Annotated in this window: 20 protein-coding genes; 7 read left to right on the forward strand and 13 right to left on the reverse strand. The window is 61.8% G+C overall.

The annotated features are described in order from the left end of the window. Nucleotides 1-56: 56 nt before the first annotated feature. A complete protein-coding gene (locus M0D69_RS00475) occupies nt 57-827 on the reverse strand; it encodes a glycosyltransferase family 4 protein (RefSeq protein WP_367619667.1) in 771 nt (256 codons plus the stop codon). 2 nt (nt 828-829) lie between these two features. After that, on the reverse strand, nt 830-1,162 hold the full coding sequence (locus tag M0D69_RS43655) for a glycosyltransferase (RefSeq protein ID WP_367619668.1): 333 nt from the start codon (nt 1,160-1,162) through the stop codon (nt 830-832). A 350-nt stretch (nt 1,163-1,512) separates the two neighbouring features. Between M0D69_RS43655 and M0D69_RS00480 the strand changes: the two genes are divergently transcribed. Further along, entirely contained in the window at nt 1,513-2,280 is a 768-nt protein-coding gene (locus M0D69_RS00480) for a glycosyltransferase family 2 protein (RefSeq protein ID WP_301780144.1), read from the forward strand. Here M0D69_RS00480 and M0D69_RS00485 read toward each other — a convergent pair. After that, on the reverse strand, nt 2,249-3,340 hold the full coding sequence (locus M0D69_RS00485) for a glycosyltransferase family 4 protein (protein WP_301780145.1): 1,092 nt from the start codon (nt 3,338-3,340) through the stop codon (nt 2,249-2,251). The two genes, M0D69_RS00480 and M0D69_RS00485, sit on opposite strands and share 32 nt — an antisense overlap. Nucleotides 3,341-3,351: 11 nt before the next feature. Continuing rightward, nucleotides 3,352-6,912 (reverse strand): DNA polymerase III subunit alpha, encoded by a 3,561-nt coding sequence (dnaE, locus tag M0D69_RS00490; protein ID WP_301780340.1) that lies wholly within the window; start codon nt 6,910-6,912, stop codon nt 3,352-3,354. A 238-nt stretch (nt 6,913-7,150) separates the two neighbouring features. On the opposite strand from dnaE, the gene M0D69_RS00495 reads away from it, so the two are divergent. Further along, complete coding sequence (locus tag M0D69_RS00495) at nt 7,151-8,086, forward strand: sulfurtransferase (protein WP_301780146.1); 936 nt, start codon at nt 7,151-7,153, stop codon at nt 8,084-8,086. Between the two features lie 40 nt (nt 8,087-8,126). Continuing rightward, nucleotides 8,127-9,011 carry a tRNA glutamyl-Q(34) synthetase GluQRS gene (gene gluQRS / locus M0D69_RS00500; protein WP_301780147.1) on the forward strand — a complete coding sequence of 295 codons (885 nt, stop codon included), beginning with the start codon at nt 8,127-8,129 and terminating at the stop codon, nt 9,009-9,011. A 122-nt stretch (nt 9,012-9,133) separates the two neighbouring features. Here gluQRS and M0D69_RS00505 read toward each other — a convergent pair whose 3' ends face one another. From M0D69_RS00505 to M0D69_RS00515, 3 genes are all read right to left on the reverse strand, one after another. Beyond that, a complete protein-coding gene (locus M0D69_RS00505; protein WP_301780148.1) occupies nt 9,134-10,717 on the reverse strand; it encodes a DEAD/DEAH box helicase in 1,584 nt (527 codons plus the stop codon). A gap of 551 nt (nt 10,718-11,268) precedes the next feature. Continuing rightward, nucleotides 11,269-12,726, reverse strand: a complete 1,458-nt coding sequence (locus M0D69_RS00510) for an aldehyde dehydrogenase family protein (RefSeq protein ID WP_301780149.1) — start codon at nt 12,724-12,726, stop codon at nt 11,269-11,271. A gap of 18 nt (nt 12,727-12,744) precedes the next feature. Beyond that, entirely contained in the window at nt 12,745-14,397 is a 1,653-nt protein-coding gene (locus tag M0D69_RS00515; protein ID WP_301780150.1) for an acetolactate synthase large subunit, read from the reverse strand. 29 nt (nt 14,398-14,426) lie between these two features. Here M0D69_RS00515 and M0D69_RS00520 point away from each other — a divergent pair, with 29 nt between their 5' ends. After that, nucleotides 14,427-14,612: a hypothetical protein gene (locus M0D69_RS00520; protein WP_301780151.1), complete on the forward strand. Its 186-nt coding sequence runs from the start codon at nt 14,427-14,429 to the stop codon at nt 14,610-14,612. 40 nt (nt 14,613-14,652) lie between these two features. Here M0D69_RS00520 and M0D69_RS00525 read toward each other — a convergent pair whose 3' ends face one another. From M0D69_RS00525 to purT, 3 genes are all read right to left on the reverse strand, one after another. Further along, nucleotides 14,653-14,997, reverse strand: coding sequence for an MliC family protein (locus tag M0D69_RS00525; protein ID WP_301780341.1), 345 nt, complete (start codon nt 14,995-14,997; stop codon nt 14,653-14,655). A 181-nt stretch (nt 14,998-15,178) separates the two neighbouring features. Further along, entirely contained in the window at nt 15,179-15,325 is a 147-nt protein-coding gene (locus tag M0D69_RS00530; RefSeq protein ID WP_367619670.1) for a DUF6726 family protein, read from the reverse strand. A 67-nt stretch (nt 15,326-15,392) separates the two neighbouring features. Continuing rightward, nucleotides 15,393-16,643 (reverse strand): formate-dependent phosphoribosylglycinamide formyltransferase, encoded by a 1,251-nt coding sequence (gene purT, locus M0D69_RS00535; RefSeq protein WP_301780152.1) that lies wholly within the window; start codon nt 16,641-16,643, stop codon nt 15,393-15,395. Nucleotides 16,644-17,026: 383 nt separating this feature from the next. Here purT and M0D69_RS00540 point away from each other — a divergent pair, with 383 nt between their 5' ends. Next, entirely contained in the window at nt 17,027-17,551 is a 525-nt protein-coding gene (locus M0D69_RS00540; protein ID WP_301780342.1) for an META domain-containing protein, read from the forward strand. A 347-nt stretch (nt 17,552-17,898) separates the two neighbouring features. Then, nucleotides 17,899-21,657, forward strand: coding sequence for a DNA translocase FtsK (locus tag M0D69_RS00545; protein ID WP_301780153.1), 3,759 nt, complete (start codon nt 17,899-17,901; stop codon nt 21,655-21,657). A 61-nt stretch (nt 21,658-21,718) separates the two neighbouring features. Here the strand turns inward: M0D69_RS00545 and M0D69_RS00550 are convergent, their stop codons facing one another. Beyond that, entirely contained in the window at nt 21,719-22,780 is a 1,062-nt protein-coding gene (locus M0D69_RS00550; protein ID WP_301780154.1) for a CorA family divalent cation transporter, read from the reverse strand. A 125-nt stretch (nt 22,781-22,905) separates the two neighbouring features. Beyond that, on the reverse strand, nt 22,906-24,228 hold the full coding sequence (locus M0D69_RS00555) for a lactonase family protein (protein WP_301780155.1): 1,323 nt from the start codon (nt 24,226-24,228) through the stop codon (nt 22,906-22,908). Nucleotides 24,229-24,362: 134 nt separating this feature from the next. On the opposite strand from M0D69_RS00555, the gene M0D69_RS00560 reads away from it, so the two are divergent. After that, entirely contained in the window at nt 24,363-24,515 is a 153-nt protein-coding gene (locus M0D69_RS00560) for a DUF3096 domain-containing protein (RefSeq protein ID WP_075583384.1), read from the forward strand. A gap of 146 nt (nt 24,516-24,661) precedes the next feature. Here M0D69_RS00560 and M0D69_RS00565 read toward each other — a convergent pair whose 3' ends face one another. Continuing rightward, complete coding sequence (locus M0D69_RS00565) at nt 24,662-24,910, reverse strand: hypothetical protein (protein WP_301780343.1); 249 nt, start codon at nt 24,908-24,910, stop codon at nt 24,662-24,664. Nucleotides 24,911-25,240: the final 330 nt, after the last annotated feature.

The raw sequence follows: 25,240 nt of genomic DNA on the forward strand, positions 1-25,240 counted from the left end.
GCCGTCATTTGATTTTCGGGTAAAGGTGGCTGAACAGCGGACTGCCTTTCAGCCACTTAGGCAACGCCCCGCTCGCTCAGGCTGTTCTGGTAGAACGCAGCCATCTCGCTCGCCATGGTGTCGACGGAAAAACGCGTCTGCGTGATTCGCACGCCGGCCGCGCCCATACGGCGGCGCTCGCCGGGGGCATCGACTAGGCGCAGCAGCGCAGCCGCCAGCGCACGGTCGTCGTGTGCGGGTACGAGCAGGCCGTTGATGCCGTCGTCGATCACTTCAGGCACGCCATCCACCGCCGTACCGATCACCGGCAGACCGGACGCCATTGCCTCGATGAACGACGTACCCAGCGCTTCCTGGTGGGTCGGCAGGACGAACAGGTCGAAGCCCGCCAGCACGTTCGGAATGTCACGGCGCAGACCCAGCAAATGGATGTGATAGGAGAGGCCTTGCGCCTGCACGTCCGCGCGGAGTTCATCGAAGAGCGGGCCGTCACCGGCGAATACGAAATGCAGGTTCGGGCGCTGTTCGACCAACGGCTTCGCGATGCGGATCAGATCGGGATGACCTTTCTTGTCGCGCATGATCGCAACCGTGGCGGCAATCACGGCGTTCTCGCCGAGACCCAGTTCCGCGCGCAACGTGGAACTCGCCCGGCTCACCGGTTGCTGTTTCACGATGCCCGTATAGATTGTCACGATGTCCTTCTCCGGCACGCCGGCGGACACCAGGTAACGCATCACCGACTGGCTCACTGCCACCACCTTGTGCGGCAGCCACGTGTAGGTTGCCCGCGACGTGATGGCGAGCGCCAGATGCCGGGTGCGCACGATCAGCGGCGTGCCCGCGAGCCGCGCCGCGGCGCCGCGGCGCCGCCAAGCAGGCTGTCGCGGCCGCTGTGCGTGTTGAGCACATCGAAACGTCCTTGCTTCAGAACCCGCCGCATCTGCGCGACAGCGCTTATGTCGGCGCCTGAACGCATAGGCGTGGTATGGACCGTAAAACCTTCGGCTCCAAGACGCTCGCCGAGACGCGCGCCCGGCACGCAGATGAGTTCGAGCGTATGGCCGCGTTCGCGCAGCGCGAGCATTTCCTTGAACGTCCGATGTTCCTGACCACCCCACCCGTTGGACGACTCGCTGTGCAGAATTCTCAGCGGTTTCATTACTATGGCGAACTCCGAGTGAATCTTGATAGTGTCAAGCTGGATAGAGCTGAATGTCTGGATTTTCGGCTGCGGACTCTGCATTTCGCTGGCCACACCACGGGTCCCGCTTTTTTTGAGGCGGTGCCCCTGCCGGCGGGGGCGTGCGAACATCGGTCTGGTATAACGTTGGCCGAACGGCAAACATTGACGCGGGACGAGTATGGCGTGGATTCAACCGGCCTCGCGAGCACCGCGTGTCTGCAAATGGACAAGACAGAACAGCGAGACAGTGACTATAAACGCCGCATTCACCGCTGAAACTTTTAGTATCAAATACTAGCAATTCGCATACCCACCGCCTAAGCCACATGACTCGTCCAACGCTCGGTATTGCCCTCATCACCTTCAATGCAGCCGCACGCCTCTCGCAGTGTCTCGAAGCTGTTTCTTTCGCCGATGAAATCGTCGTGGTTGACGGCGGCAGCACCGATGCAACGGTCGGCATAGCGGAGGCGCATCGCGCGCGCGTGATCGATGCACCCGGCTGGCCGGGCTTCGGGCCGCAGAAAAATCGCGCGCTCGATGCGCTCAGGACCGACTGGGTGTTGTCCATCGACGCCGACGAAGTCGTCTCGCCGGAACTGGGCGCCGCGATCCGCGCGGCGCTGTCGAAGCCGCAAGCCGATGTCTACGCGGTCGACCGGCTATCGAATTTTTGCGGGCATTGGGTGCGGCACAGCGGCTGGTATCCGGACTGGATTCCACGTCTGTTCAAACGCGGCACAGCGCGTTTCTCCGACGACCTCGTGCACGAGCGGCTCGTGCTGGCGAACCCGGACGCACCGAAGATCGCGCGCCTGCAGGGCAAGCTGATGCACTACTCCTACGAGGACTTCGAGACCGTCTTGCGCAAGCTCGATACCTACTCCACGGCCGGTGCGCGCCAACGCCACGCGGCGGGAAAACGCGGCAGTTTCGGCACCGCGGTGCTGCGCGGGGCCTGGGCATTCGTTCGGACCTACTTTCTACGACGCGGTTTTCTCGACGGCCGCGCGGGCTTCATGATTGCCGTGTTCAACGCGCAGACCGTGTATTACCGGTTTCTCAAGCTCGCGCAGTTGAACCGGATGCACTAACCGGGATTGCGATTTTCTCGGCGAGCGCCAGCAACGACTCGACATGCGCGGCAATACTGGTGTCGTAGAGAATCGACGCCGCCGTCACCTTCGCGCTTTTTGCATCCAGCGCGCGTTGCACGGCGCGTCGCAGACCGTCTGCGTCGCCCGGCTCGAACGTGAACTTCGCGTTGTCCGCAATCGCGCTGCAACAGCCAATGCTCGTTGGAAAAATCACCGGCGTGCCGCACATCACGGATTCGATACCGACCAGCCCGAACGGCTCGTACTTCGAAGCGAGCACGGTGAAATCGGCGGCGCGATACGCGTCCTCGATATTCTTCGCATAACCGATGTAGCGCACCTGCTCAGATGTCTGCGCAGGCGGTCGCCCCGCGACCGCAACCACCACCGGCAGGCCGCTGTCGCGCAACGCCGCCTCGATCAGCGGCAGCCCCTTGCGCTCATGACTGCTCGATGGAAACAGCAGCACGATTTCGTGATCGGCGAAACCGAACTGCTTGCGCAGCTCAGCGCGCTTCTCGCTTGGCACGGGGGCAAACCGCGTGCCGTCGACCGGGGGATAAAGCACGCGGATCTTTGTGTCGGCCACGCCATAGAGCGTGCGCAATTCGTCACGCATCATCTCCGAGTGCGCGACGATCACACTGGCCTGCTGGTATTGCAAACGCTCCAGCACGACCTGACGGCTGTCCGAGCGCCGCTCGCGCCGGCCAGTCGCAGCCAGAAAGCCAATATGCGTACCGCCGCAAATCGCGATCTCCGAGGACTCCACGCGATTGCAGCCGATCAGCACATCGACCCGCGCCTTCTTGCGCGCCCGTTTGAGCGCCCAGTTGAAGTACGTATCGCGCAGCTTGGAAGGCAAGAACGACACGTTGATCCGGTGCGCGTCGACCATCCCGCTTTCCGGCTGCGACGTATCGATCTTGCGGGCGAAAAACGCGGGTTTGCGGTCGCCCGTGAACCCGGCGGCGTTGAACCCGCGAATCAGATCCAGCGCGTAACGCTCGAGTCCGCCACTCAGTTTCAGCGCGTTGGCGGAAATACCGACTTTCATCCCGGCGCGCATCAATACACGATTTCGATTGAGCTTCCCGCGAATTCTCCGCGCAATGCCGTGATGAGGTCGTCGGTTGGCTTCACGCGCCACGCGTCGCCGAGCCGCACTTCGCCCTCCGCATGTTCGCTCCGATACACGATGCTCACGTTCAGGCCATTCGGGATATGCACCGGCGGCCGCTGGCCACGGCCGCCCTCGCGCTCACCGCCTCGTGAAGCTCCGCGCGACGGCGCCTGCACCGCTGCTGGCGCTGCCGCTTGCTCAGGCGGCGCACTATGCGCTTCCAGCACCTTCTTCAGCCGCAGCGCGTCGGCGTTGCCGTTCATTTCCACCTTCACCGCCTGCGCGTAGCGGCTGCGGGCGCGTTCGAGATCCATCGCTGCTTCCACCGTGAAGCGGATACCGCCGGTGAACGCATCGTTACGTGCCTGACCCTGCACGACCAGCAACTCGTCTTCCTTGTAGAGCGCCTTGTTGGCTTCGAACTGCTCGTTGAACACGGTGACTTCGCACTGGCCGGTGCCGTCGTCCAGATTCACGATCAGCATCTTGCCGCGCTGGGTCATCTGCGTGCGCATGGTGGTGATCACGCCCGCGACGAGCTTCTCGCGCCCTTCCTTCAATTCACCGATTTTCTGCCGCACGAAGCGGCGCACTTCGGTCTTGTAGGCATCGAAGAGATGGCCTGACAGGTAAAAGCCGAGCGCGCTCTTCTCTTCCTGCAAACGCTTCTTGTCCGACCACATGGGTTCATCGACGAGATCGTGGCCCTGCTGCGGCTCGTCGCCCATGTCGAAGAGACCCGACTGCATGGCGTTGGCCGCGGCCTGATCGGCTGCCTCCATTGCGAGCGATACCGACGCAATCAATTGCGCGCGGTTGTCATGCAGCGAATCGAACGCGCCGGCACGAATCAGCGCTTCCACCGTGCGCCGGTTCACCATGCGCCGATCCACCCGCATGCAGAAATCGAAGAGATCGGTGAACGGCGCTTCATCCCGGGCACGCAAGATTTCTTCGATGGCGCTCTGCCCGCTACCCTTCACCGCGCCGAGGCCGTATCGAATGGTCTTGGAACGCGTGCCCTCGGCCTCTGCTACCGGCTCGAACCGGTACGCCGACTGGTTGATGTCCGGCGGCAACACGGCCATCTTGTTGGCGAGGCAATCCTCGAACAGGATCTTGACCTTGTCCGTGTCGTCCATGGCGAGCGACATATTCGCCGCCATGAATTCGGCCGGATGATGCGCCTTGAGCCACGCCGTGAAATACGCGAGCAACGCATACGCGGCGGCGTGCGACTTGTTGAAACCGTAACCCGCGAACTTCTCCATCAAGTCGAAGATTTCGTCCGCTTTCTCGGCCGTCAGACCGTTCTTCGCTGCGCCCTGCCGGAACAGTTCGCGATGCTCGGCCATCTCCTCGGCCTTCTTCTTACCCATCGCGCGACGCAGCAAGTCGGCGCCACCGAGCGAGTATCCGCCGATGATCTGCGCCATCTGCATCACCTGCTCCTGGTAGACCATGATCCCGTAGGTCTCTTTCAGGACGGATTCCACGCGCGGATCGGGATATTCCACGATCTCGCGGCCGTGCTTACGCGCGCAGAAGCTCGGGATCAGGTCCATTGGACCCGGCCGGTACAACGCCACCAGCGCGATGATGTCCTCGAAGCGGTCAGGCTGTGCGTCCTTCAGCATGCCCTGCATGCCGCGGCTTTCCAGCTGAAACACGGCCACCGTGTTCGCTTTCTTGAGGATCTGGAACGAAGCGGGATCGTCGAGCGGAACCTGCGACAAATTCCAGTCTTTCTTCGATGGATCCAGACGGCGGATATACCGCTCGGCCCAGTCGAGAATGGTGAGCGTGGTCAGGCCCAAGAAGTCGAACTTGACCAGCCCGACCGCTTCGACGTCGTCCTTGTCGTACTGGCTGACCACACCGCCGTCTTCGCCCTGCGTATAAAGCGGGCAAAAATCCGTGAGCTTGCCCGGCGCGATCAACACGCCGCCCGCGTGCATGCCGACGTTACGCGTGAGCCCTTCCACGCGCTGCGCAAGTTCGATCAGCTGATGCACTTCGTCTTCGTTGTCGAAGCGTTCCTGCAGCGTGGGCTCCTCCTTCAACGCGTCCGCGATGGTCACGTGCTTGCCCGGCTTGAACGGGATCAGCTTGGCGATGCCATCGGTGAACATGTAGCCCAGATCGAGCACCCGGCCGATATCGCGTACGGCCGCCTTGGCCGCCATCGTGCCGAAGGTCGCAATTTGGGAAACCGCATCGGCACCGTACTTTTGCTTCACGTACTGGATGACGCGGTCACGTCCTTCCTGACAGAAGTCGATGTCGAAGTCAGGCATCGACACACGGTCCGGGTTCAGGAAACGTTCGAACAGCAGGTTGTATTTGAGCGGATCGAGGTCGGTAATGAACAGCGCGTATGCGACGAGCGAACCGGCGCCCGAGCCACGGCCCGGGCCGACCGGCACGCCATTATTCTTCGCCCACATGATGAAGTCGGCGACGATCAGGAAGTAACCCGGAAAGCCCATGCCGATGATGGTCTTGCACTCGAATTCCAGGCGCGCGTAATACGTCTCGCGCTGCGCTTCGCGCGCGGTTTCATCCGGATAAAGCTGGGCGAGCCGTTTCTCGAGACCTTCCTTCGACAAGTGCACGAGGTAGTCGTCGAGCGACATGCCGTCGGGCGTTGGGAACAGCGGCAACTTTGGCTTGCCGAGTTCGAGCTTCAGATTGCAGCGCTTCGCGATTTCGACGGTGTTGGCCAATGCCGAAGGAATATCCGCGAACAGCGCGCACATCTCCTCTTGCGTGCGGAAATATTGCTCGGTCGTGAACCGCTTCTGACGCCGCGGATTCGCGAGCATATCGCCCTCGGAAATACACACGCGAGCTTCATGCGCGGTGAAATCGTCCGGCGTCATGAACTGCATCGGGTGCGTGGCAACGACCGGCAACTTGAGCTGCGCGGCCAGCGCGACGGCTTGTTGAATATAGGCCTCGCCGCCCGGATGCCCGGCGCGCTGCAACTCGATGTAAAACGCGTTCGGGAACAGCTTGGCCCAACGCTCGGCGTGACGCTGCGCGGCCTGATCGTTACCGGCGGTGAACGCCATGCCGATATCGCCGTGCTGCGCGCCCGACAGTGCCAGCAAGCCTTCCGATAATCCGCTTTCGAGCCACTCATACTCGACTTCGGCGCGGCCACGATACTGATTCGTCAGCCACGCTTTCGACAGCAGTTCGCACAAGTTGAGATAACCACGCTGGTTTTTCACCAGCAGCAGCAAACGCGCGGGCTTGTCGCGATCTGCTGGATTGGTGATCCAGACGTCGCAGCCGGCGATGGGTTTCACGCCCTTGCTGCGCGCCTCCTTGTAGAACCGGACGAGGCCGAAAGCATTGCCGAGATCGGTCAGCGCGAGCGCGCCCTGACCGTCTTTGGCCGCGGCTTTAACGACGTCGTCAAGGCGCACGATGCCGTCAGCAATCGAGAATTCGGAGTGAACACGAAGATGGACAAAACGGGGATCTGACATGACCGATATTGTACATGCGCCTATTCGCGAAAATACCCTTGGGCGCACGCGTTAGCCATTCGTCCAAGGCTATTCCATACGATGAAAAAAGTGCCGTATCGGCGCGGGCCCATCGGCCAACCGGTCTAGTCGGAAGCCTGCGCCGTTTGCGGGATAATACGGACTCGATGAGCGCCTGCCGGCAATCGTCGAAACGCTTTTTCCTCCGGCAACGCCCGTTTTTCAGCACTTTGAGAGCATTTGCGTCATGAGCATCGTCAACCTTTCCGCCTATAAGTTCGTGACCATCGAGAGCGGCACCGACTGGCGTCCGCTGATCGTCGAGCGCTGCCAGTCGCTTGGCCTGCGCGGCACGATCCTGCTCGCGCCGGAAGGCATCAACCTGTTCGTCGCGGGCGAGCCTGAGCAGATCGGCATGTTCATGGAATACCTTCGTACCGACCCGCTTTTCGAAGGGAAATTCGCCGACCTCGAATTCAAGGAAAGCGTGTCGGCCACGCAGCCGTTCGGCAAGATGCTCGTCAAGCTAAAGCGCGAGATCATCACCATGAAAAAACCCGCGATCCGGCCGGAACTGGGCCGCGCGCCGTCCGTCGGCGCGGCTACGCTCAAGACGTGGCTGGATCGCGGACACGACGACGAAGGCCGTCCGGTCGTGATGCTGGACACGCGCAATGCGTTCGAAGTCGATGTCGGCACATTCGATCAGGCGCTGGATTACCGCATCGGCAAGTTCAGTGAGTTTCCGGGCGTGATAGAAGAGCATCGCGCGGAGCTGGAAGGCAAGACCGTGGTGTCGTTTTGTACCGGCGGGATTCGCTGCGAGAAAGCGGCGATCCACATGAAGGAAGTGGGCATCGACCACGTCTATCAACTCGAGGGCGGGATTCTTAAATACTTCGAGGAAGTGGGCGGCGCGCACTACCACGGCGAGTGTTTTGTGTTTGATCACCGTACGGCGTTGAATGCCGCGCTCGAACCAGCGGCGATTGCGCAGAACGATGAGGATCGAGCGGCATCGGCCACGGCAAACACCGAAGACGATGCCGCCGATACCGACGAAGCGCACGCGGCGATCACGGCAGACGGCCAGGCGTCGTTTCCTGGCCCAAGCGATGCACGGCACGAGCCGCACGCGGGCGCGCGAGCGGCGGACGGCCTTTCACCGGACACCCGGCGCTGATGATCGAATTGAAACCCACGCTTATGGATCAGCCTGCGGAATGAGCCCGAAACCGGGGTATCGCGGGCGTTTTGCGCCCTCACCCACCGGGCCGCTGCATTTCGGCTCGCTGGTGAGCGCGTTGGCGAGTTTCCTCGATGCACGGGCTCATCACGGAACGTGGCTGGTCAGGATCGAGGACATCGACGGGCCGCGCACGGTGCCGGGCGCGGCCGAGGAAATCCTGGACACGTTGGGCAGGTTCGGCATGCATTCCGCCGAGCAGCCGGTCTGGCAAAGCCAGCGTGTAGCCGCGTACGACCAGGCGCTCGAACAGTTGCTCGCCGCCGGCTTGGTGTTTCCGTGCGGTTGCACACGTCGCGAAATAGTCGATTCGCTAGCTCACAGCCATGCTCGACACGCCACGTTAGCTTACCCGGGCACGTGTCGCGACGGACTGCATGGCAGACCGGCGCGCGCATGGCGAATGCGCGTTCCGGACGGCGATGCCGCCGTTCTGAGCTTCGAGGATCGCTGGCAAGGAATGCAGACGCAGGATCTGGCGAGCGAAGTCGGCGACTTCGTGCTCAAACGTGCGGACGGAGAGTGGGCGTATCAACTGGCGGTTGTCATCGACGATGCGCATGCGCGCATTACACACGTCGTGCGCGGCGCCGATCTGCTGGACTCGACCGCGCGCCAGCTTTACTTGCAGCGCTGTCTGGGTGTTCCGACGCCAACCTATTTGCACGTACCCGTAGTGGTGAACGAGTACGGAGAGAAACTCAGCAAGCAAACGGGCGCCACGGCGCTGTATCGCGGGGCGCCGGTGGAGACACTTACGCAAGCGGCCAGGCATCTCGGTCTGGACCCTGCTCCGGCAGCATCGCTCGAAGCGTTTTACTCCGATGCAACGGCGCAATGGGCCAAGCGTTTTGGACCTTAGCTCGCTGAGCTGATTGCTGCAGTTCTTCTCCACGCCAAAAAGCAAAAAGCGGCATCGCTGCCGCTTTTTGCTTTCCCGGCCGAAAGTCAGCCAGTCAGCCAGTCAGCCGAAATCCCGAACCATCAAGACCCCGACGGCGTCCTACGCGGCATACCCAAGCCACCCAGCAACGCAGCCAGCGGCTGGCGCGGCGTGTTCTTCCGTTCGGCTTCCGCCGCTGCGTCGTCTTGTGTTTTTCTCGTCGATGCCGCCGACGGTACATACGGCTTCAGGAAGAAGTCATCGATAGGTTGCTGACGCGTATGCGAACGTTCGAACGACGTCGAACGCCGACGCGGTTCCTCGCTACGCGCATGCCGATGTTCACCGCGCTCCGGCCGGCCCGATCGCTCTTCACGACGGGGAGACGAAGACGACTCGCGCCGCACCGGCACCTCAACCTTCAGCACCATCACTTCGAGCGGCCGCTTGATCAGCTTTTCGATATCGGCGAGTTGTTTCCGCTCGTTCGGGCTGCACAGCGACAATGCGTCACCCGTTGCCCCCGCGCGTCCCGTACGACCGATCCGGTGAACGTAATCTTCAGCGCTGAACGGCAGATCGAAGTTGATCACTGCCGGCAAGTCGGTGATGTCGAGACCCCGAGCGGCGACATCGGTTGCAACCAGCGCTTCGATTTCACCCTTCTTGAACGCATCGAGCGCTTGCATCCGCTCGCCCTGCGTACGGTCGCCGTGAATCGCCGTTGCGACGATTCCATCTTTTTCCAGCACGCGCGCCAAGCGGCTTGCGCCAATCTTGCTGTTACAGAACACCAGCACCTGTTTCAGGCCGCGCTCACGAATCAGTTGCGTCACCGCGCCTGATTTATCGCTTTCGGCCACTTCGAAAACAATCTGCCGAACGTTCGCGTTCGTGGAATTGCTGCGCGCGACTTCGATAGTCTGCGGACTGCGCAAATAAGTCGCCGCAAGTTTCTTGATTTCGCCCGAGAACGTAGCGGAGAACAGCAGCGTCTGACGATCCTTCGGCAGCAAATTCAAAATGCGCTGCAGGTCCGGCAGGAAACCCATGTCGAGCATCCGGTCAGCTTCGTCGAGAACGAGAATCTGCACCTGGCCGAGATTCAGCGTCTTTTGCTGAACGTGATCGAGCAACCGTCCGGGCGTAGCGATCAGAATTTCCACGCCGCGCCGCAGCGCTTCCGATTGCGGGTTCATGTCGACACCGCCGAACACCACCGTGCTGCGCAACGGCGTGTGTTTGGAGTACGCCTGCACGTTGGCGGCGACCTGGTCGGCGAGTTCGCGCGTTGGCGTGAGAATCAGCGCGCGCACCGGGTGGCGGGCGGGCGATGCGCTCGTGCTCGCCATGGGCAGCAGGCGCTGGATGATCGGCAGCGAAAAGCTCGCGGTCTTGCCTGTGCCGGTTTGCGCGGCGCCCATCATGTCGCGGCCGGCCAGCACCACGGGAATCGCCTGCGCCTGGATCGGCGTGGGGATCGTGTAACCGGAATCGACCACCGCTCGCAGGATGTCGGGGGACAGGCCGAACTGGTCGAACGTGGGCACGGGACCGGGCACCGCGGATTCAGTGGCGCCCAACTCGAGCGCGGCGTGAATCGCTTGAACTTCAGTGCTGGAATCAGCCCCGGGTGCGGCGTCGGATGAAGCGGCGGACGGGTTCGTGGCGACGGAATCGGACATGGTGACTTTGGTGGCTTTCGCTTTCGCTAAAAATGCGCCGGAGCGGCGCGCGAGCGGTCATTCCACCGCTCATGGACATCGGATGAGAAGCCGCGCGTTTCGTCGATGCAACCGGCAAACGACGATCAACGCGCGGACTTCGGATCCGCAGGGTTTCGATCGCTGCGAATCCTCGCTTGATCCGGTCTGACACAACCGGATGGCGTAGTACATAGGGCTAGTACAAACGGCTATGAATCAGCTAAAAACCGGCTAGCGAGTACTTGTGCTGCGTTGCCATGACGGCAACCGGCCTGGGACATGAAACACATCATGGAAAGCGATATGAAAGCACATCGATCCTGCCGGCTTCACGTCCCGCTCATCATCCGCGCCCGGTCCCGCCGCTTGAGGCGTTCGGAACAGGCGTTCGGACTACGGGAAAGCCGGCTATTGTAGCACTCCCCTGCTTGGCATCACTGCTCATTGGCCGCGATCGCTCAGGCGGCTCGTTGGCCCTGAAGCCCGGCCAGCCGGGCTTCAGGGCCAACGAGCACGGCAACTACAACAGCCTATTTCGCTTTAACCGCAGGTTTCGGCGCATCCCGCACGACCATCAAACGCAATTCCGTCATGTCCTCGATGGCGTATTTCACGCCCTCGCGGCCCAGCCCGGAATCCTTTACGCCGCCATACGGCATGTTATCGACGCGAAATGACGGAACGTCGTTGATCACCACGCCGCCCACTTCCAACTCGTCCCACGCAAGATTAACGTTCGTGAGGCTGTCCGTGAACACGCCGGCCTGAAGGCCGAAATCGCTGTCGTTGACTGTTTCGAGCGCTTTGCCGAAGTCGGTGAACTTTTCGAGGATCGCGACCGGCCCGAACGCTTCCTTCCTGTACAGATCCTGATCGCGCTTCACGCCTTCCAGCAGCGTCGCTTCGAACATCGCGCCATCGACTTTGCCGCCCGCAATGATTTTCGCGCCGCTCGTCACCGCGCTTTCCATCCAGCCGGCCAGCCGGTTCGACTCGGATTCCGAGATCATCGGGCCGACAAAAGTCTTTTCGTCCTTCGGATCGCCCATTTTCAGCGACTTGGTCTTGGCGATGAGCTTTTCGCGCAACGCGTCGTAAATATCGACGTGAACCAGGATCCGCTGCACGCCGATACAACTTTGTCCCGACTGATAAAACGCGCCAAACGCCAGCCGGTCCACGACGTAATCGAGCCGCTCGGCCTGATCGCGATCGACAATCGCCGCCGCATTGCCGCCCAGTTCCAGAATCACCTTCTTCTTGCCCGCTTTTTTCTTCAACTCCCAGCCGACCGCCGGTGATCCGGTGAACGACAGCAGGCGAAACCGCTCGTCGGTGGTGAAAAGATCCGCGCCGTCGCGATGAGCCGGAAGGATCGAGAACGCGCCCTTCGGCAGATCGGTTTCCGCGAGAATCTCGCCCATGATGAGCGCGCCGACCGGCGTGCGGCTCGCGGGTTTCAGCACGAACGGGCAACCCGCCGCGATCGCCGGCGCGACCTTGTGCGCGGTCAGGTTCAGAGGGAAATTGAACGGCGAAATGAACGAACACGGGCCAATCGGCACGCGTTTGTAATAGCCGTGGTAACCGGCCGCGCGCGGTGCGATCTCCAGATTGATCATGCCGCCGTCGATACGCACCGACTCCTCCGCCGCGACGCGGAAGGTATCGATGAGCCGCGTCACCTCGCCCTTCGAATCGTTGATCGGCTTGCCCGCTTCTATGCAGAGCGCCTCGGCGAGTTCATCGAAACGTTCGCGGAAACGCTTCACGCAATGATCGAGCACCGCCTGCCGCTGATACGGCTTGAATTCGCGCATTGCACGCTGCGCCGCGACGGCGTGGCCGATAGCCGCGTCGATTGCCTTCGCGTCCGCCATTGCCACGCGGGTCGCGACTTCGCCGCTGAATTTATCGGTGACTTCCAGGTCCGTGTTCGCCGCGACGGCCTCATTCGCCAGGTAATACGGATAGGTTTTCTTCAGCATGTCAGCCTCTCCATGAGTCTAAAGTTGCGCGCTGAGCCGTTTGATCTCGCGATTCAGCACGCGCTCGTTATCCGAATAGTCGATAGGCACGTCGATCAGATGCACACCCGGCGTCGCGAAACATTCGCGGATCAAAGGCGCCAGCGCCTCCGCCGATTCCACCCGGTGCCCGATCGCCCCGTAACTTTGCGCATAGGCGACGAAGTCGGGGTTCTGCAGCGTCATGCCGTAATCCGGAAAATTCATGTTTTCCTGCTTCCATCGGATCATGCCGAACGCATCGTCGCGAAGCAGGAGGATCACCAGGTCGAGCTTGAGCCGTACAGCCGTCTCCACTTCCTGCGAATTCATCATGAAACCGCCGTCGCCGCAGACTGCCATGACGTTGCGGTCGGGGTGCACGATCTTGCTTGCAATAGCAGACGGCAGGCCCGCTCCCATCGAAGCCAGCGCGTTGTCCAGAAGGATGGAATTCGGTTCGTGCGCCCGGTAATAACGCGCGAACCAGATCTTGTACATGCCGTTATCGAGGCAAATGATTCCGTCCTTCGGCATGGTGTCGTACACGTCCTTCACGATGCGCACCGGGTATAGCGGAAACCGGTCGTCGTGCTGGCCCTTCGCGAGTTGCGCGTCGAAGTGTTCCTTGATCATCTTGAAGCGCGAAAAATCCCAGTTTTGCTCGTGCTCTTTCAACAATTCCTTCATCTGCCACACGGCGTTCGCGATGTCCCCCACCACTTCGATCTGCGGGAAATACACCGGATCGACCTGAGCGCCCAGAAAATTCACGTGGATCACGGTCTTTTCGCCAGCGTCGCCGCTGCGCATGAAAAACGGCGGTTTCTCGATCACGTCATGGCCAATATTGATGATGCAATCGGCGTGATCGATCGCGCGATGCACGAAGTCGCCATCGGAGAGCGTGGCGTTGCCGAGCCACAGAGGGTGCGATTCATCGATCACGCCCTTGCCCATTTGCGTGGTGAAAAACGGAATGCCGATCTGGTCGACGAATTCGCGCAGCATCTTCGTCGTGGTCTTGCGATTTCCGCCCGCGCCGATCATCAGCAGCGGAAATTTCGCCTCGCGCATGGCATCCACGGCACGCGCCACCGCCTTTTCCTCGGCTATCGGGCGGCGGCTGAAGCTCTTCGGAATCGGCGCGCCGTCGCCCTCCTCGTGTGCGACGTCTTCGGGCAATTCGAGGTGCACCGCGCCCGGCCGCTCTTCTTCCGCGCGCCGGAACGCCTCGCGCACCGACGCCGGAATGTTGCCGATGGACACCATCGAACGTGTGTATTTGGTGAGCGGTTCCATCATCCGCACGACATCGACGATCTGGAAGCTGCCCTGCTTGCTCGACTTGATCGGCTTCTGGCCGGTGACCATCAGCATGGGCATGCCGCCGAGTTGCGCGTACGCGGCGGCGGTTACAAAGTTGGTCGCGCCAGGGCCGAGCGTTGCCAGGCAAACACCCGTTTTACCCGTCAGGCGGCCGTAAGTTGCGGCCATGAAACCCGCGGCCTGCTCGTGCCGGGTGAGGACCAGCTTGATTTTTGAGCGGCGCAGTGATTCGAGAAGGTCGAGATTTTCTTCGCCGGGGATGCCGAATACGTATTCGACTTTTTCTGCTTCCAGCGCTTTGACGAACAGATCCGATGCTTTCATGGAGGGTCTCGCTTGTAGCGACGTGCACGATGAACGCCGTGCAAAAGACGGAAATGAAATGGATCGGCTGCTGCAAAGCAAGGCCGCGCGGCAGCCGCCCGTCCGTTGATTCGCGCGCGGTTTCCGCGCGCGAATACAACCTTACTCCCGATAGCCATTTGATGCTGTGGCGGACGGCGACCGGCATCAAATGCAAAAAACCCGCTCCGATATGAACCGGAACGGGTTTTTTGCATCATCCAGTGGGCCTGCGCTTCAGGTTCCCGTCTTGCAGCCGGCAAGCATCGGCGCGGCGTTGGGGTCGGCGGTATCGTCGGTGAGCGAACCTTCCGGGCCCTTCGTCCACCAGGTGTAGTGATCGCCAACGTATTTCGCCCCCGATGCCGCGAGCACGTTCACAAACAGCATCTTCCGGCCATCGACGGTCAGCAGCGCAAAACTCTGCTTGTTCTTCGTGTTCATGTACTGGACCGTCAGCGAATTGCCGCTGCTGCATTTGTAGCGCAGCGTGTTGGTCGTCGCCGTCTGAATCTGCGGCACGGTCAGCGGCATGGCGAAAGCCAAATGGGTCGCGGACATCAGGCACAGCGTACCCAACATACCCAACGTCAAGCCAAGCGATTTGATCGTTCGTTCGGAAACCGCTTTCATCTTCGCATCCTTCATCGTTCCATCCTTTTGTCACTTCTTGCTCAGTGAACCAGCCGTGCAACAGCCGATCTCCCGTTGCACGGAGCGGCGCCGAATTCAGTCCGCCGAAAAGCGGCGTCCTTAAAACACCTCAAGGATCGATTACGTCAGCGCACACATCGGTCGGCGCAGCCGCCACGTGACCGACAAGCGGCACCATCTTCAATCCCGCCGATGCCACGCGGCACGGCGCCGCTGCAACCCCACATCCAGCCAACGTCGCGCAAAGCGCGACCATTGCACACCATTTCACTTGAAACCTCCGTGCCGCCCGCGAAAAGCTCGCCGCGAGCGGCGTGTTGCCGTCATCGAGTGGAGACGGGTCTTACCTTAGACGCGGCCAGCTTGGCGCGTTCCCGCGCTTCGTCTGTATCGCGTCCGGTTGCAAGCGCGACACCCATGCGGCGCTTCGCAAAACTCTCGGGTTTGCCGAACAGGCGCAGGTCCGAATCCGGGACGGCGAGCGCCTCGGCGACGCCTTCGAACGCGACGCCCGCTTCGTCCAGTCCACCATAAATCACCGCCGATGCACCCGGTGCGCGCGGCGCCGTGTCGACGGGAAGACCGAGGATCGCGCGCGCGTGCAGGTCGAATTCGGAGAAGCGCTGCGTGGCGAGCGTGACCAGACCCGTGTCATGCGGACGCGGGCTGACTTCGGAAAACCAGACGTCGTCGCCACGCACGAACAACTCGACGCCGAACAAACCGCGGCCGCCCAGCGCTGTGGTGACTTTTGCCGCTACATCGCGCGATTTCGCTAAAGCCGCGGCGCTCATGGCCTGCGGCTGCCACGACTCCACGTAATCGCCCGCCACCTGGACGTGGCCGATCGGCTCGCAGAAATACGTCTGCAAATTGCCCGTTTCCGGGCTGATCGCGCGCACGGTGAGCTGCGTGATCTCGTACTCGAAGTCGATAAACCCTTCCACGATCACGCGCCCGTGATTGACGCGCCCGCCGGCCATGGCGTGCTGCCAGGCGGGTTCAATGTCGGCGACGCCCTTGAGCACCGACTGCCCTTTGCCCGAGGACGACATCACCGGCTTCACCACGCACGGAAAACCGATCTTGCCGATGGCCGCCGTCATCTCGTCCAGCGACTCGGCGAAGGCATAAGGCGACGTCGGCAGGCCGAGCGTTTCGGCGGCGAGGCGGCGAATGCCTTCGCGGTTCATCGTGAGTTGCGTCGCGCGCGCAGTCGGGATCACGACGGCGAGCTGCTCGGCTTCAATTTCAGCAAGGGTATCGGTCGCTATAGCCTCGATCTCCGGCACGATCAAATGCGGCCGTTCGGCTTCGATCAATGCGCGCAACGCCGCCCCGTCGGTCATGTCGATCACGTGCGAGCGGTGCGCGACCTGATGGCCGGGGGCATCGGCGTAACGGTCGACCGCGATCGTCTCCACGCCGAGCCGCTGCAACGCGATGATCACTTCCTTGCCGAGTTCGCCCGCGCCGAGCAGCATGACGCGCGTCGCGCCGGGCGTGAGGGGCGTGCCGATCGTGCCGGATTGAAGGGAAGAAACGGCGGACGCAGGGGACTTCGCGCTCTGCATGGATGCTCCAGAAAAAGAGGCCTGATAAGCCCGCGATGTTAACACGCGGACCCTTGACCGGAGATGATCAGCGAGGGTTTTCCGGGCACGGGCGGGAATGCAGGACGTGGCGGGGAAGCTGCCCGTCAGCTCGTGTGAAGGCGTGTGTAAGGCCATTTTTGCTCCGTCGAACGGCCAGCCCGGTTAACTTTTCTTTACATGTTGCGATGCCGTTGCCGCAATCTGCCTTGGTCAATCTTAGGACGAGTGCGATACCCTTACGGTTTTGCCAGCCCCAAGGAAATTCCATGTCGATGCAGCCTTCCCGTTCGCAACCTGCGCGTGTTTCGGCGCGCAGCCGGGTCCATGCTGCGTTCCCACGTTCCAGGCCGTCATTTGCCGCCATGGTTTCGATCGTGACAATTGCTTTCGGCAGCGTGCTCGCCGGTTGTGCGATGCCAACACATCCGGACAGCGCCGCGCCGCCGACCGATCCGTACAACCCCGCCGCGACCCAGCTTCTCGACGACACCCAATGGCAACTCACCAGTTGGGCTAACGCCGACGGCAAGACGCGTCCGGTTCCGGCTAATTCGGGCGCGACTTCGGGCGCGACTTCGGGCGCTGGCGGCGAGCCAATCACTCTGAATTTTTCGACGCAAGGCGGTCAGCGCAAAACGAATGGCTTTTCCGGATGCAACCGTTACACGGGCACCTACGATCTGAGCGGCGGCAAGCTCTCGTTCGGGCCGCTCGCGAGCACGCGAATGGCGTGCGCGCCGGGACCGGGAAGCACGCTCGAACAACCGTTCTTGCAGGGCCTGGCTGATATCGCGAAAACCGGCGTGCAAATGCAACCGCCGCAACAATTGCAGATCACGCTCAAGAACGGCGATGTAATGACGTTCACACAACGCGCGCAGCCTTGAGGTCGATGAAGGTTGGTTTGGAGGAAGGTTGAAGTTTGGGGGCGGCCGTTGGGTTCGGGCGACCGTTGGGTTCGGGCGGCCGTTGGGTTCGAGCGGCCGTTTCGGGGTTTGAGGGACGGTTTGGCGTGGGGGCATTCGGTAAGCTTCGAAACGAAATCTTCGACGCCCGCCCGACCCGGCCCGCATCGGCTCGATGCACGCATTGCCGCCCCTGACCGATTGCCTGATCGCTTGACTACGGCTCTCCATCGCCGCGTTCAGGGCGGTTAAACTCGGCGGTATCGATTCATCTTTGTCTGAGCCTGGGTTCGCCGCTCACATCGCTTACATCATTCCTGGTTCCTTGCATGCACACGGTAGTTTTCGGCTGGTTCGGTGCTTCGGCCGTCTGGTTCATTCCCCTTCTATGGCGCATCGTCAAGTCCGTTCTGCCGAACGGCGGCGGCCTGCGCGGCCCCGGCACGATCCGGCTTTGGCTCGGTTTCTTCTGCGTGCTCCTCGCGAGCTGCACGCTCGAAGCCGCGCTGTTTCATTCGTTTGCATTCGCCGCCAATGTCGACCATCTCGGCCATGCGCTGCTCACCGGCTTGGGCGGACACGCCGGGGTGATCAGCACGACGGGCGCGCTGAGCGTGGGCGCCGGCGCGGCCGCCGTTTTCCTGATCAGCTTGCCGTGGCTCTGCGGGTTCAAGTGGCGCGAAACCCTGAGCTGGGCAAACGGCGCGTTTGGCTTGGGCCTGAAACCAGAGTGGTTCGCGGCACGGGAACGCACGGTCCGGGAGAAGCCATCACGCGGCCGGGCATCGCGCGATAAGGCAGAGACGCGAGGCGCCAGCGCTGGCCTCGGCGGCTTCAGGACGAGTGGCACAAGCGGCGTTACGCCTTCGGGCAGAACCTCGCACGAAGCTCCTGCGCTCGGCTTGCCGACGGCAACGCAGCGTCAGGGTGGACGCTATCAGCGGCCGACCGTCTGGAGGCCGCAACCGGCCCGGCGAAGCGAAGCCGAGCGGCCGATGCGTGGCCCTGAGGCAGCGCGTCCGATCGAACCTGTATCGGCGAATAATCTTGAACCGGGTAGCGGCAAGGATAGTTATTCCGATCGTTTCCCCGATGCGCGCCCGGCGGCTTTGCACAATGGTCGTGGCGTTGGAGCAAGAGAGCCGCTCGAACCTGTTGCGCCGGCTGGCTGGTTGAAAACCGGCGCGTCGTCGGGAACCCGGGAACAGGCAGCGGGCGGGAATGCGCCCGCTGCCGGGTTGACGGGTGCCGCTAATGCAGCGGGTACGGCGCCGTCGAATAGCACCCGGACGGCGGCAACACGCGGGACCGATCGTTCCGCCGATGCCGGCACGTCGCGTCGACCGGAAGTATCGCGTTCGTCGCTTAACGGAAGCGCGCCGGGCGCCGTCCGTGCATCTGGTTCTTCTGGCGTTTCGCAGGTTTCGCAGGCCGCTTCGCGCACTACATCGATAACCCCGGCCCGCGGCGTGTCTTCTCCTCCCATCGTTTCGAGCGAATCTTTTTTTGCGGCGACAGCGTCGTCGGCGGCTGTTCCCACTAAACCCGCCGGTGCGCCGCCAGCTCCTGAACGTATCAAGGAGACGTTGCGCTCCATCGAGCAAAACGCCGCGCAATGGACCACGCGCGCAGGCGATATCGATGCGGCGCGGGACGCGGGAGCAGAGCCTGATTCAGACGATGCGAACAGCGAGCGCGACGCCGCGCCGTTGGATGCTTCGAGCGCTTCGGAGGATGCGGCTATTTCGCCGGCTACGGAGACTTTGGCCACGTCCAGTGCGCCGATAGTTGCCCCGTCCGCGAACCAACCCGGCCAGCCGGGACTAACGGAAGGCGTTGCACCGATGGCGGCATCGAGTGTCGCGGGCACGTACTCGTCGAGTGCTTCGCTGCGCGACGGCTACACGTTCACCACGGGCGCTCAGACCATCGGGCGCGAACCGACGCCGCTCGATAAGAGCACAAACACAAACGAAGCAGACATCCGCGACAACGCCGCCCTGCCCCATCCGGCAGCCCCGGACACAACGGCGACGAACGCGCCAAGCTCACCGCCGACGCCAACGCCGACATCAACCCCGGCTCATCCCAGCGATCTCCCGCAGTGGGCGATCCGTGCCGCGCAAACGCATGCCGTGCAGACGACGCGAGACAACGCCCCGACGGCACCGTCATCGCCGATATCGGAAAGCTCGGCAACCTCGCCCGTCAATCCGGTCCAGACGCCGCCATGGCAGGACGGAGCAAGCGCTGCACGTCCGCCTGTGCCGCCGTTTAGCGTTATCGATACGAACGCCACGCCGAACGGAACCACGCCGAACGGAACTGACATCAACGCCAACGGGGAAGGCCCGCTCACCCCCATAGCCGCGATCCCGAACGGATACGCCGCGCAGGTTCCCATCGACCAGTCAGTAGAGCGGGAACCGGAAACCGAAGCACAACAAGACCCGACCGACGACCACCCCTCGAACGTCGTCCACTTCCCACGCGCGGCTGCGGTACCTGAAACGCTCGCACCTGATGCATCGCTGCTCCAACCCGATCCCCGTCCACCGGTGCGCGGTTTCATCGCGACCGAATTCGAGTTCCATGCGCCGGCAGCGTCAGCCGTCGATCTCCCCGGTCTCGATCTCCTCGAACCTGCGTCCGACGAAGTCGAACCTGTCTCCGAGCAACATCTCGCCGAAACCGGCCAGTTGATCGAACAGCGGCTGCAGGAATTCAAAGTACCGGTCACGGTAGTCGGTGCATCGGCGGGACCGGTCATTACGCGCTTTGAAGTCGAACCGGCGCTTGGCGTGCGCGGCAGCCAGATTGTGGGCTTGATGAAAGACCTGTCGCGCGGACTCGGGCTGACGTCCATCCGCGTGGTCGAAACAATTCCCGGCAAGACCTGCATGGGGCTCGAACTGCCGAACGCCAAACGGCAGATGATCCGGCTCTCCGAAATCCTGGAAGCCGATGTCTATCGCGACTCGAAGTCGTTCCTGACCATTGCGATGGGCAAGGACATCGTCGGCAATCCGGTCGTGACCGACCTCGCTCGCGCGCCTCACATGCTGGTCGCGGGTACGACGGGTTCGGGCAAATCGGTGGCGATCAACGCGATGATCCTGTCGCTGCTCTACAAGGCGAAACCGGAAGATGTGCGCCTGATCATGATCGATCCGAAGATGCTGGAACTGTCGGTGTATGAAGGCATTCCGCATCTGCTTGCACCGGTCGTGACCGACATGAAACTCGCCGCTAACGCGCTGAACTGGTGTGTCGGGGAGATGGAAAAGCGCTACAAATTGATGTCGGCGGTGGGCGTGCGCAATCTGCAGGGTTTCAACCAGAAAGTACGCAACGCCGACGCTGCCGGCAAGAAGCTGACGAACCCGTTTTCGCTCACGCCCGACGCGCCCGAACCGCTCGCCAAGCTGCCGATGATCGTCGTCGTGATCGACGAGCTCGCGGACCTGATGATGGTCGCGGGCAAGCAGATCGAGCAGTTGATCGCACGGCTTGCGCAGAAGGCACGCGCCGCCGGGATTCATTTGATTCTCGCGACGCAGCGGCCATCGGTGGATGTGATCACTGGCCTCATCAAGGCGAACATTCCGACGCGCGTGGCGTTCCAGGTGTCCTCGAAGATCGATTCGCGCACGATCCTCGACCAGATGGGCGCGGAGTCATTGCTCGGCGCCGGCGATATGTTGTTCCTGCCGCCCGGCACGGGTTATCCGCAACGTGTGCATGGCGCGTTTGTCGCCGATGAAGAAGTCCACAGCGTCGTGGAATATCTGAAGCAATTTGGCGAGCCGGAATACGAGGAAGGGATCTTGTCGGGCCCAACGCCCGAAGGCGGCACGCCGGATCTGTTCGGCGAGACGCCGGATGCAGAAGCGGATCCGCTCTACGACGAAGCCGTATCGTTCGTGTTGCGCACGCGCCGGGCATCGATTTCGTCGGTGCAGCGGCAATTGCGCATTGGCTACAACCGCGCGGCACGGCTGGTCGAGCAGATGGAAACAGCCGGCCTGGTCTCGCCGATGGGCACGAACGGGAACCGCGAAGTGCTCGCACCGGGGCCCGCGGAATAAGCGATTATCGATGCTCAAACGGCGGTGCCGTGTAACCGCCGCATGAGCACTTCATCTCAACTCACCACAACCGCAATCGCCGCAGCAAATAAAGCGTGAAGGCCGCGCAAACACCCATCACACCTATCACGATCATGAACGAATAGCGCTCGTGCGTGCCGGGCAATCCGGCCACGTTCATGCCGAAGATACCGGACACGAGCGTCGCGGGCATCAGCAACGCGGACAGGATCGCGAGCCACAGCAGCTTGCGGTTGATGTCCTCAGAGAGCAGCGCCGCTATCTCGTCCTGCAGCAGCTTCGAGCGTTCGTATTGCGCCTCGAGCCCGGCACCCAGTCCATTGAGCACTTGAATCGCCTGGATCAGCGTTTCCATCGATCGCGGTTCCGCCCATTCCAGCCTCCGCAGCACCAGTTGCGTGAGCGCGTTGCGTTCCGGATCGACAAATCGCTTCACCTCTACCAGACGCCGCCGCACCGAACCCAGCTCGGCGCGCCAGTTCGAATGACGACCGTCGAGTACGCCCTCCTCGACATCGTCGAGCCGGTCGCCGATTTCATCGATACGATCCGCAAACGTCTCGTTCAACGCGCGAATCAGGCCGGCGAAAAGATCGACGGTATCGCGGAACATCGCGCCTTCGAGCACGGCATGACGCAGCCGGTCGGTGGATTGCAGCGGCTGCGCGCGCACCGTGATCATGCGGTTTTTATCGACGTAAAAGCGCAGCGCGCCCGTCGCCCGGCGCGTCGCCTGGGCGTTCGGATCGGCGTCCGGCGTGTCCGCGACGCGCTCCAGATCCGCGACCACGCCGTACATGAACGTCGCCCCCATGTGCACGCGCGGCCGCTTGTCCTCGCCGTTCAGGAATTCGCGGGCGACATCGGGCATCGCGGTCACGCCGGTCAGCCAGCTTTCGACGGTGTCGTCGTTTGCGCTCAGATGCAGCCACGTGGGACCTTCGCCCACGATCTCGCGACGCGCTTCGTCCCATGACAACCGCAACGCCTCCGCGCCGGCAAAGCGGAACGCGCAGATGAAGCCCGGCGGTGTGGGCGCGTCCTGTAATGCATTCCCGGCGACATGGCCGGATTCCCTGCTGGGTGCTGACGTAATGTTCAACGTTGAATTCCTTCTATACCGGGTCGAGCCCCGGCCTTACTGGTTAAACCATCACCACGTTGATTACGAAACTGCGCCGCGGTTCGCGAAACTCCTTCGCCCCGCGGCGCAGATAGACACAATCATCAGGAAGGCGAAACAAATTTGAAATCGACCGGCGAACCGAGCTCCAGGCGCTTGGGATCCGACGCGAGTTCGCCCGTGTCCGGATTGCGCCTGAAGAAGTAGACGCTGTCGCTACCCTGATTGCCGACGATCAACCAGCGTCCAGTCGGATCGATGGCAAATTCGCGCGGCGTCTTGCCGAGCGTGGAAGTCCGGCCGAGCAGCTTGAGATGACCATCGGACGGATTGACGGCATAGCGCACGATTTCGTTCGCATCGCCGCGATTGGTGGCGTAAAGAAAGCGGCCATCCGGCGACAGATGGATCGCGCCGCCGCCAATCTTGCCCTTGAAACCGGGCGCGGTCATGGGCAGGGTTTGCCTGAGCGTGAGCTTGCCGTCGTCATAGTCGTACATCGTTACCGATGCATTCATTTCCGTCGTCAGGTAGGCGTGTTTGCCGGCTTGATCGAAGATCAGATGACGCGGCCCGGAACCGGGTTTCACGAGCGTATAACGCGACTCGGTCGGCCCGAACAAACCGCGGCTGCCGTCGGGCGTGTATCGATACGAATACAGCTTGTCCGCACCCAGGTCCTGCGCGAACAGATAGCGGCCATCGGTCGAAAACACGGTGGAGTGCACGTGCGAATTGTCCTGGCGCCCTTTCACGGGACCGCTGCCGTCGTGATGCACGGTGAGCACCGACGGCCCCACGCGCTCGCCGTCCAGCGGAAACACGGCAAAGCTGCCACCTGGATTCGACGCCACCGAGTAATTGGCGGTCAGCAGATAGCGGCCATCCGGCGATATCGCGAGATACGCGGGATCGTTGCCATCGGCGGAGACGCGGTTCACGAAGGTGAGCTGTCCGCTCGATGGATCGAAGCGAAACGCGCTGATGCCGCCGCGTTGGGTGGCAGGGCCGTTGTCGCCGGGCAATTCGTTCACGGCGTAGACGTGCTGCCGATCCTTGCTCACCACGAGATACGACGGATTCACCGCCTGCGCCGACGCAAGCCGCGTGGTCTCACCGGTGCCCGCATCGAATCGATACACATAGATGCCCTCGCTCTTGCCGCTGCCGGTGTACGTGCCCACCAGCAAGTCGAACACGTTGCTGCCGGGCGCAGTGCCGGCACTTTGCGCGAAGGCTTGGGCGGCAGTGAGCGACAACACCGCGGCCAGGCTCGCCGCGAAACCTCCTAATAGAATTCGACGCTGCCCGGACTGATGCAAACGCACCGGTCCAGCGGCGCGGCACGCTGTTTGCGTGAGAGCCAAGCCCTGGACGCGGAGCGCAGAAGCAAGACGTGTGAAACGAGTGAAATCCGCCACATGCATACAACCTCCTGATCGTTCGTTACTACGGCTTGTTTCAGGTCTTATGGGTCGTGGAAAGAGCCCGATTGTCACCGGCTACTGCTTCGGCGCATGATGCAACCCAATTCCCATCAAAAAATCAACAAGGAGTCGCCATGAATATCCATCTGAGCCTCGGACCGCTGGTCGCGCTGATAGCTGGCATTCTGATCCTGATCGTGCCGCGCCTGCTCAACTTCATTGTCGCGATTTACCTGATCATCATTGGACTGATCGGCGTATTCGGGCTTAGCGCGACGCACTTCTGACGGCCGCGGCCATAGGTAACGCGCCCTGTAAGACGCGGTTACGAGAGCGAGGTTCCAGAGGCGAGCAAACACTGAACGCGGGATCTGAGGCCCCGCGTTCCATGAATGTTCTGAAGTCGAATGAAGGCTTGCGTGTTGCAGCGCAATCAGTTGTTGGCGAGCTGGTCGAGCCGCATGCGGCCCTGCAGCGACAAACCGCCGACGGCGGTTTGTCCATTGATCTCGCGATGCCGCATGAAGCAGTCGCGTTCAATGAGGAATGACGCCGCGGTTTCCATCCCGTTGCGGGACAAACCGAGATTCTTGTAGTTGAGATCCAGGAGCGTGGTTTGATCGGCGATATGGCTCGCAGCCGACAGGATGGCAATGCAATCGGCTCTTGACGGATTCAGCATGGCTTTCACTTTCGATGTCCTCGAAAACGTTAAGCAAGCATGGAGCGCGTGACGTGCATTGGCGGGTCCGGCGATGTGAACCCGCGCGGCCACTTCCGGCAAACCGTCAGGCGCGAAGTTTCATTCTAAACATTTGTCACACGTTTTTCCAACCTCGTTTTTTAACTCGTTTTTCAACCTTCGCGCACTTGTTGTTCTTGCAAGGCGGCTTTGGCTCAGCGTCATGGGTCGAAGCTGGATTGAACTTAGGGTCGGAGCCTTGGATCGGGACAGTCATGAAGACGCGAATCGCGAATGCGCTTCATAATCGACGGCTCGAAGGACTGGAAC

The sequence above is a fragment of the Caballeronia sp. SEWSISQ10-4 2 genome (assembly GCF_030464885.1).
Lineage (GTDB): Bacteria > Pseudomonadota > Gammaproteobacteria > Burkholderiales > Burkholderiaceae > Caballeronia.

Bases quoted from the DNA above. Each gene is read 5' to 3' on its own strand.
- M0D69_RS00565 (WP_301780343.1), bottom strand. From the start codon at position 24,910: ATGCTGAATCCGTCAAGAGCCGATTGCATTGCCATCCTGTCGGCTGCG.
- M0D69_RS00560 (WP_075583384.1), top strand. From the start codon at position 24,363: ATGAATATCCATCTGAGCCTCGGACCGCTGGTCGCGCTGATAGCTGGC.
- M0D69_RS00505 (WP_301780148.1), bottom strand. From the start codon at position 10,717: ATGTCCGATTCCGTCGCCACGAACCCGTCCGCCGCTTCATCCGACGCC.
- M0D69_RS43655 (WP_367619668.1), bottom strand. From the start codon at position 1,162: ATGAAACCGCTGAGAATTCTGCACAGCGAGTCGTCCAACGGGTGGGGT.
- M0D69_RS00545 (WP_301780153.1), top strand. From the start codon at position 17,899: ATGCACACGGTAGTTTTCGGCTGGTTCGGTGCTTCGGCCGTCTGGTTC.
- M0D69_RS00510 (WP_301780149.1), bottom strand. From the start codon at position 12,726: ATGCTGAAGAAAACCTATCCGTATTACCTGGCGAATGAGGCCGTCGCG.
- M0D69_RS00480 (WP_301780144.1), top strand. From the start codon at position 1,513: ATGACTCGTCCAACGCTCGGTATTGCCCTCATCACCTTCAATGCAGCC.
- M0D69_RS00515 (WP_301780150.1), bottom strand. From the start codon at position 14,397: ATGAAAGCATCGGATCTGTTCGTCAAAGCGCTGGAAGCAGAAAAAGTC.
- gluQRS (WP_301780147.1), top strand. From the start codon at position 8,127: ATGAGCCCGAAACCGGGGTATCGCGGGCGTTTTGCGCCCTCACCCACC.
- M0D69_RS00555 (WP_301780155.1), bottom strand. From the start codon at position 24,228: ATGCATGTGGCGGATTTCACTCGTTTCACACGTCTTGCTTCTGCGCTC.
- M0D69_RS00540 (WP_301780342.1), top strand. From the start codon at position 17,027: ATGGTTTCGATCGTGACAATTGCTTTCGGCAGCGTGCTCGCCGGTTGT.
- M0D69_RS00485 (WP_301780145.1), bottom strand. From the start codon at position 3,340: ATGAAAGTCGGTATTTCCGCCAACGCGCTGAAACTGAGTGGCGGACTC.
- M0D69_RS00520 (WP_301780151.1), top strand. From the start codon at position 14,427: ATGAACGCCGTGCAAAAGACGGAAATGAAATGGATCGGCTGCTGCAAA.
- purT (WP_301780152.1), bottom strand. From the start codon at position 16,643: ATGCAGAGCGCGAAGTCCCCTGCGTCCGCCGTTTCTTCCCTTCAATCC.
- M0D69_RS00495 (WP_301780146.1), top strand. From the start codon at position 7,151: ATGAGCATCGTCAACCTTTCCGCCTATAAGTTCGTGACCATCGAGAGC.
- M0D69_RS00530 (WP_367619670.1), bottom strand. From the start codon at position 15,325: ATGGTCGCGCTTTGCGCGACGTTGGCTGGATGTGGGGTTGCAGCGGCG.
- M0D69_RS00525 (WP_301780341.1), bottom strand. From the start codon at position 14,997: ATGTTGGGTACGCTGTGCCTGATGTCCGCGACCCATTTGGCTTTCGCC.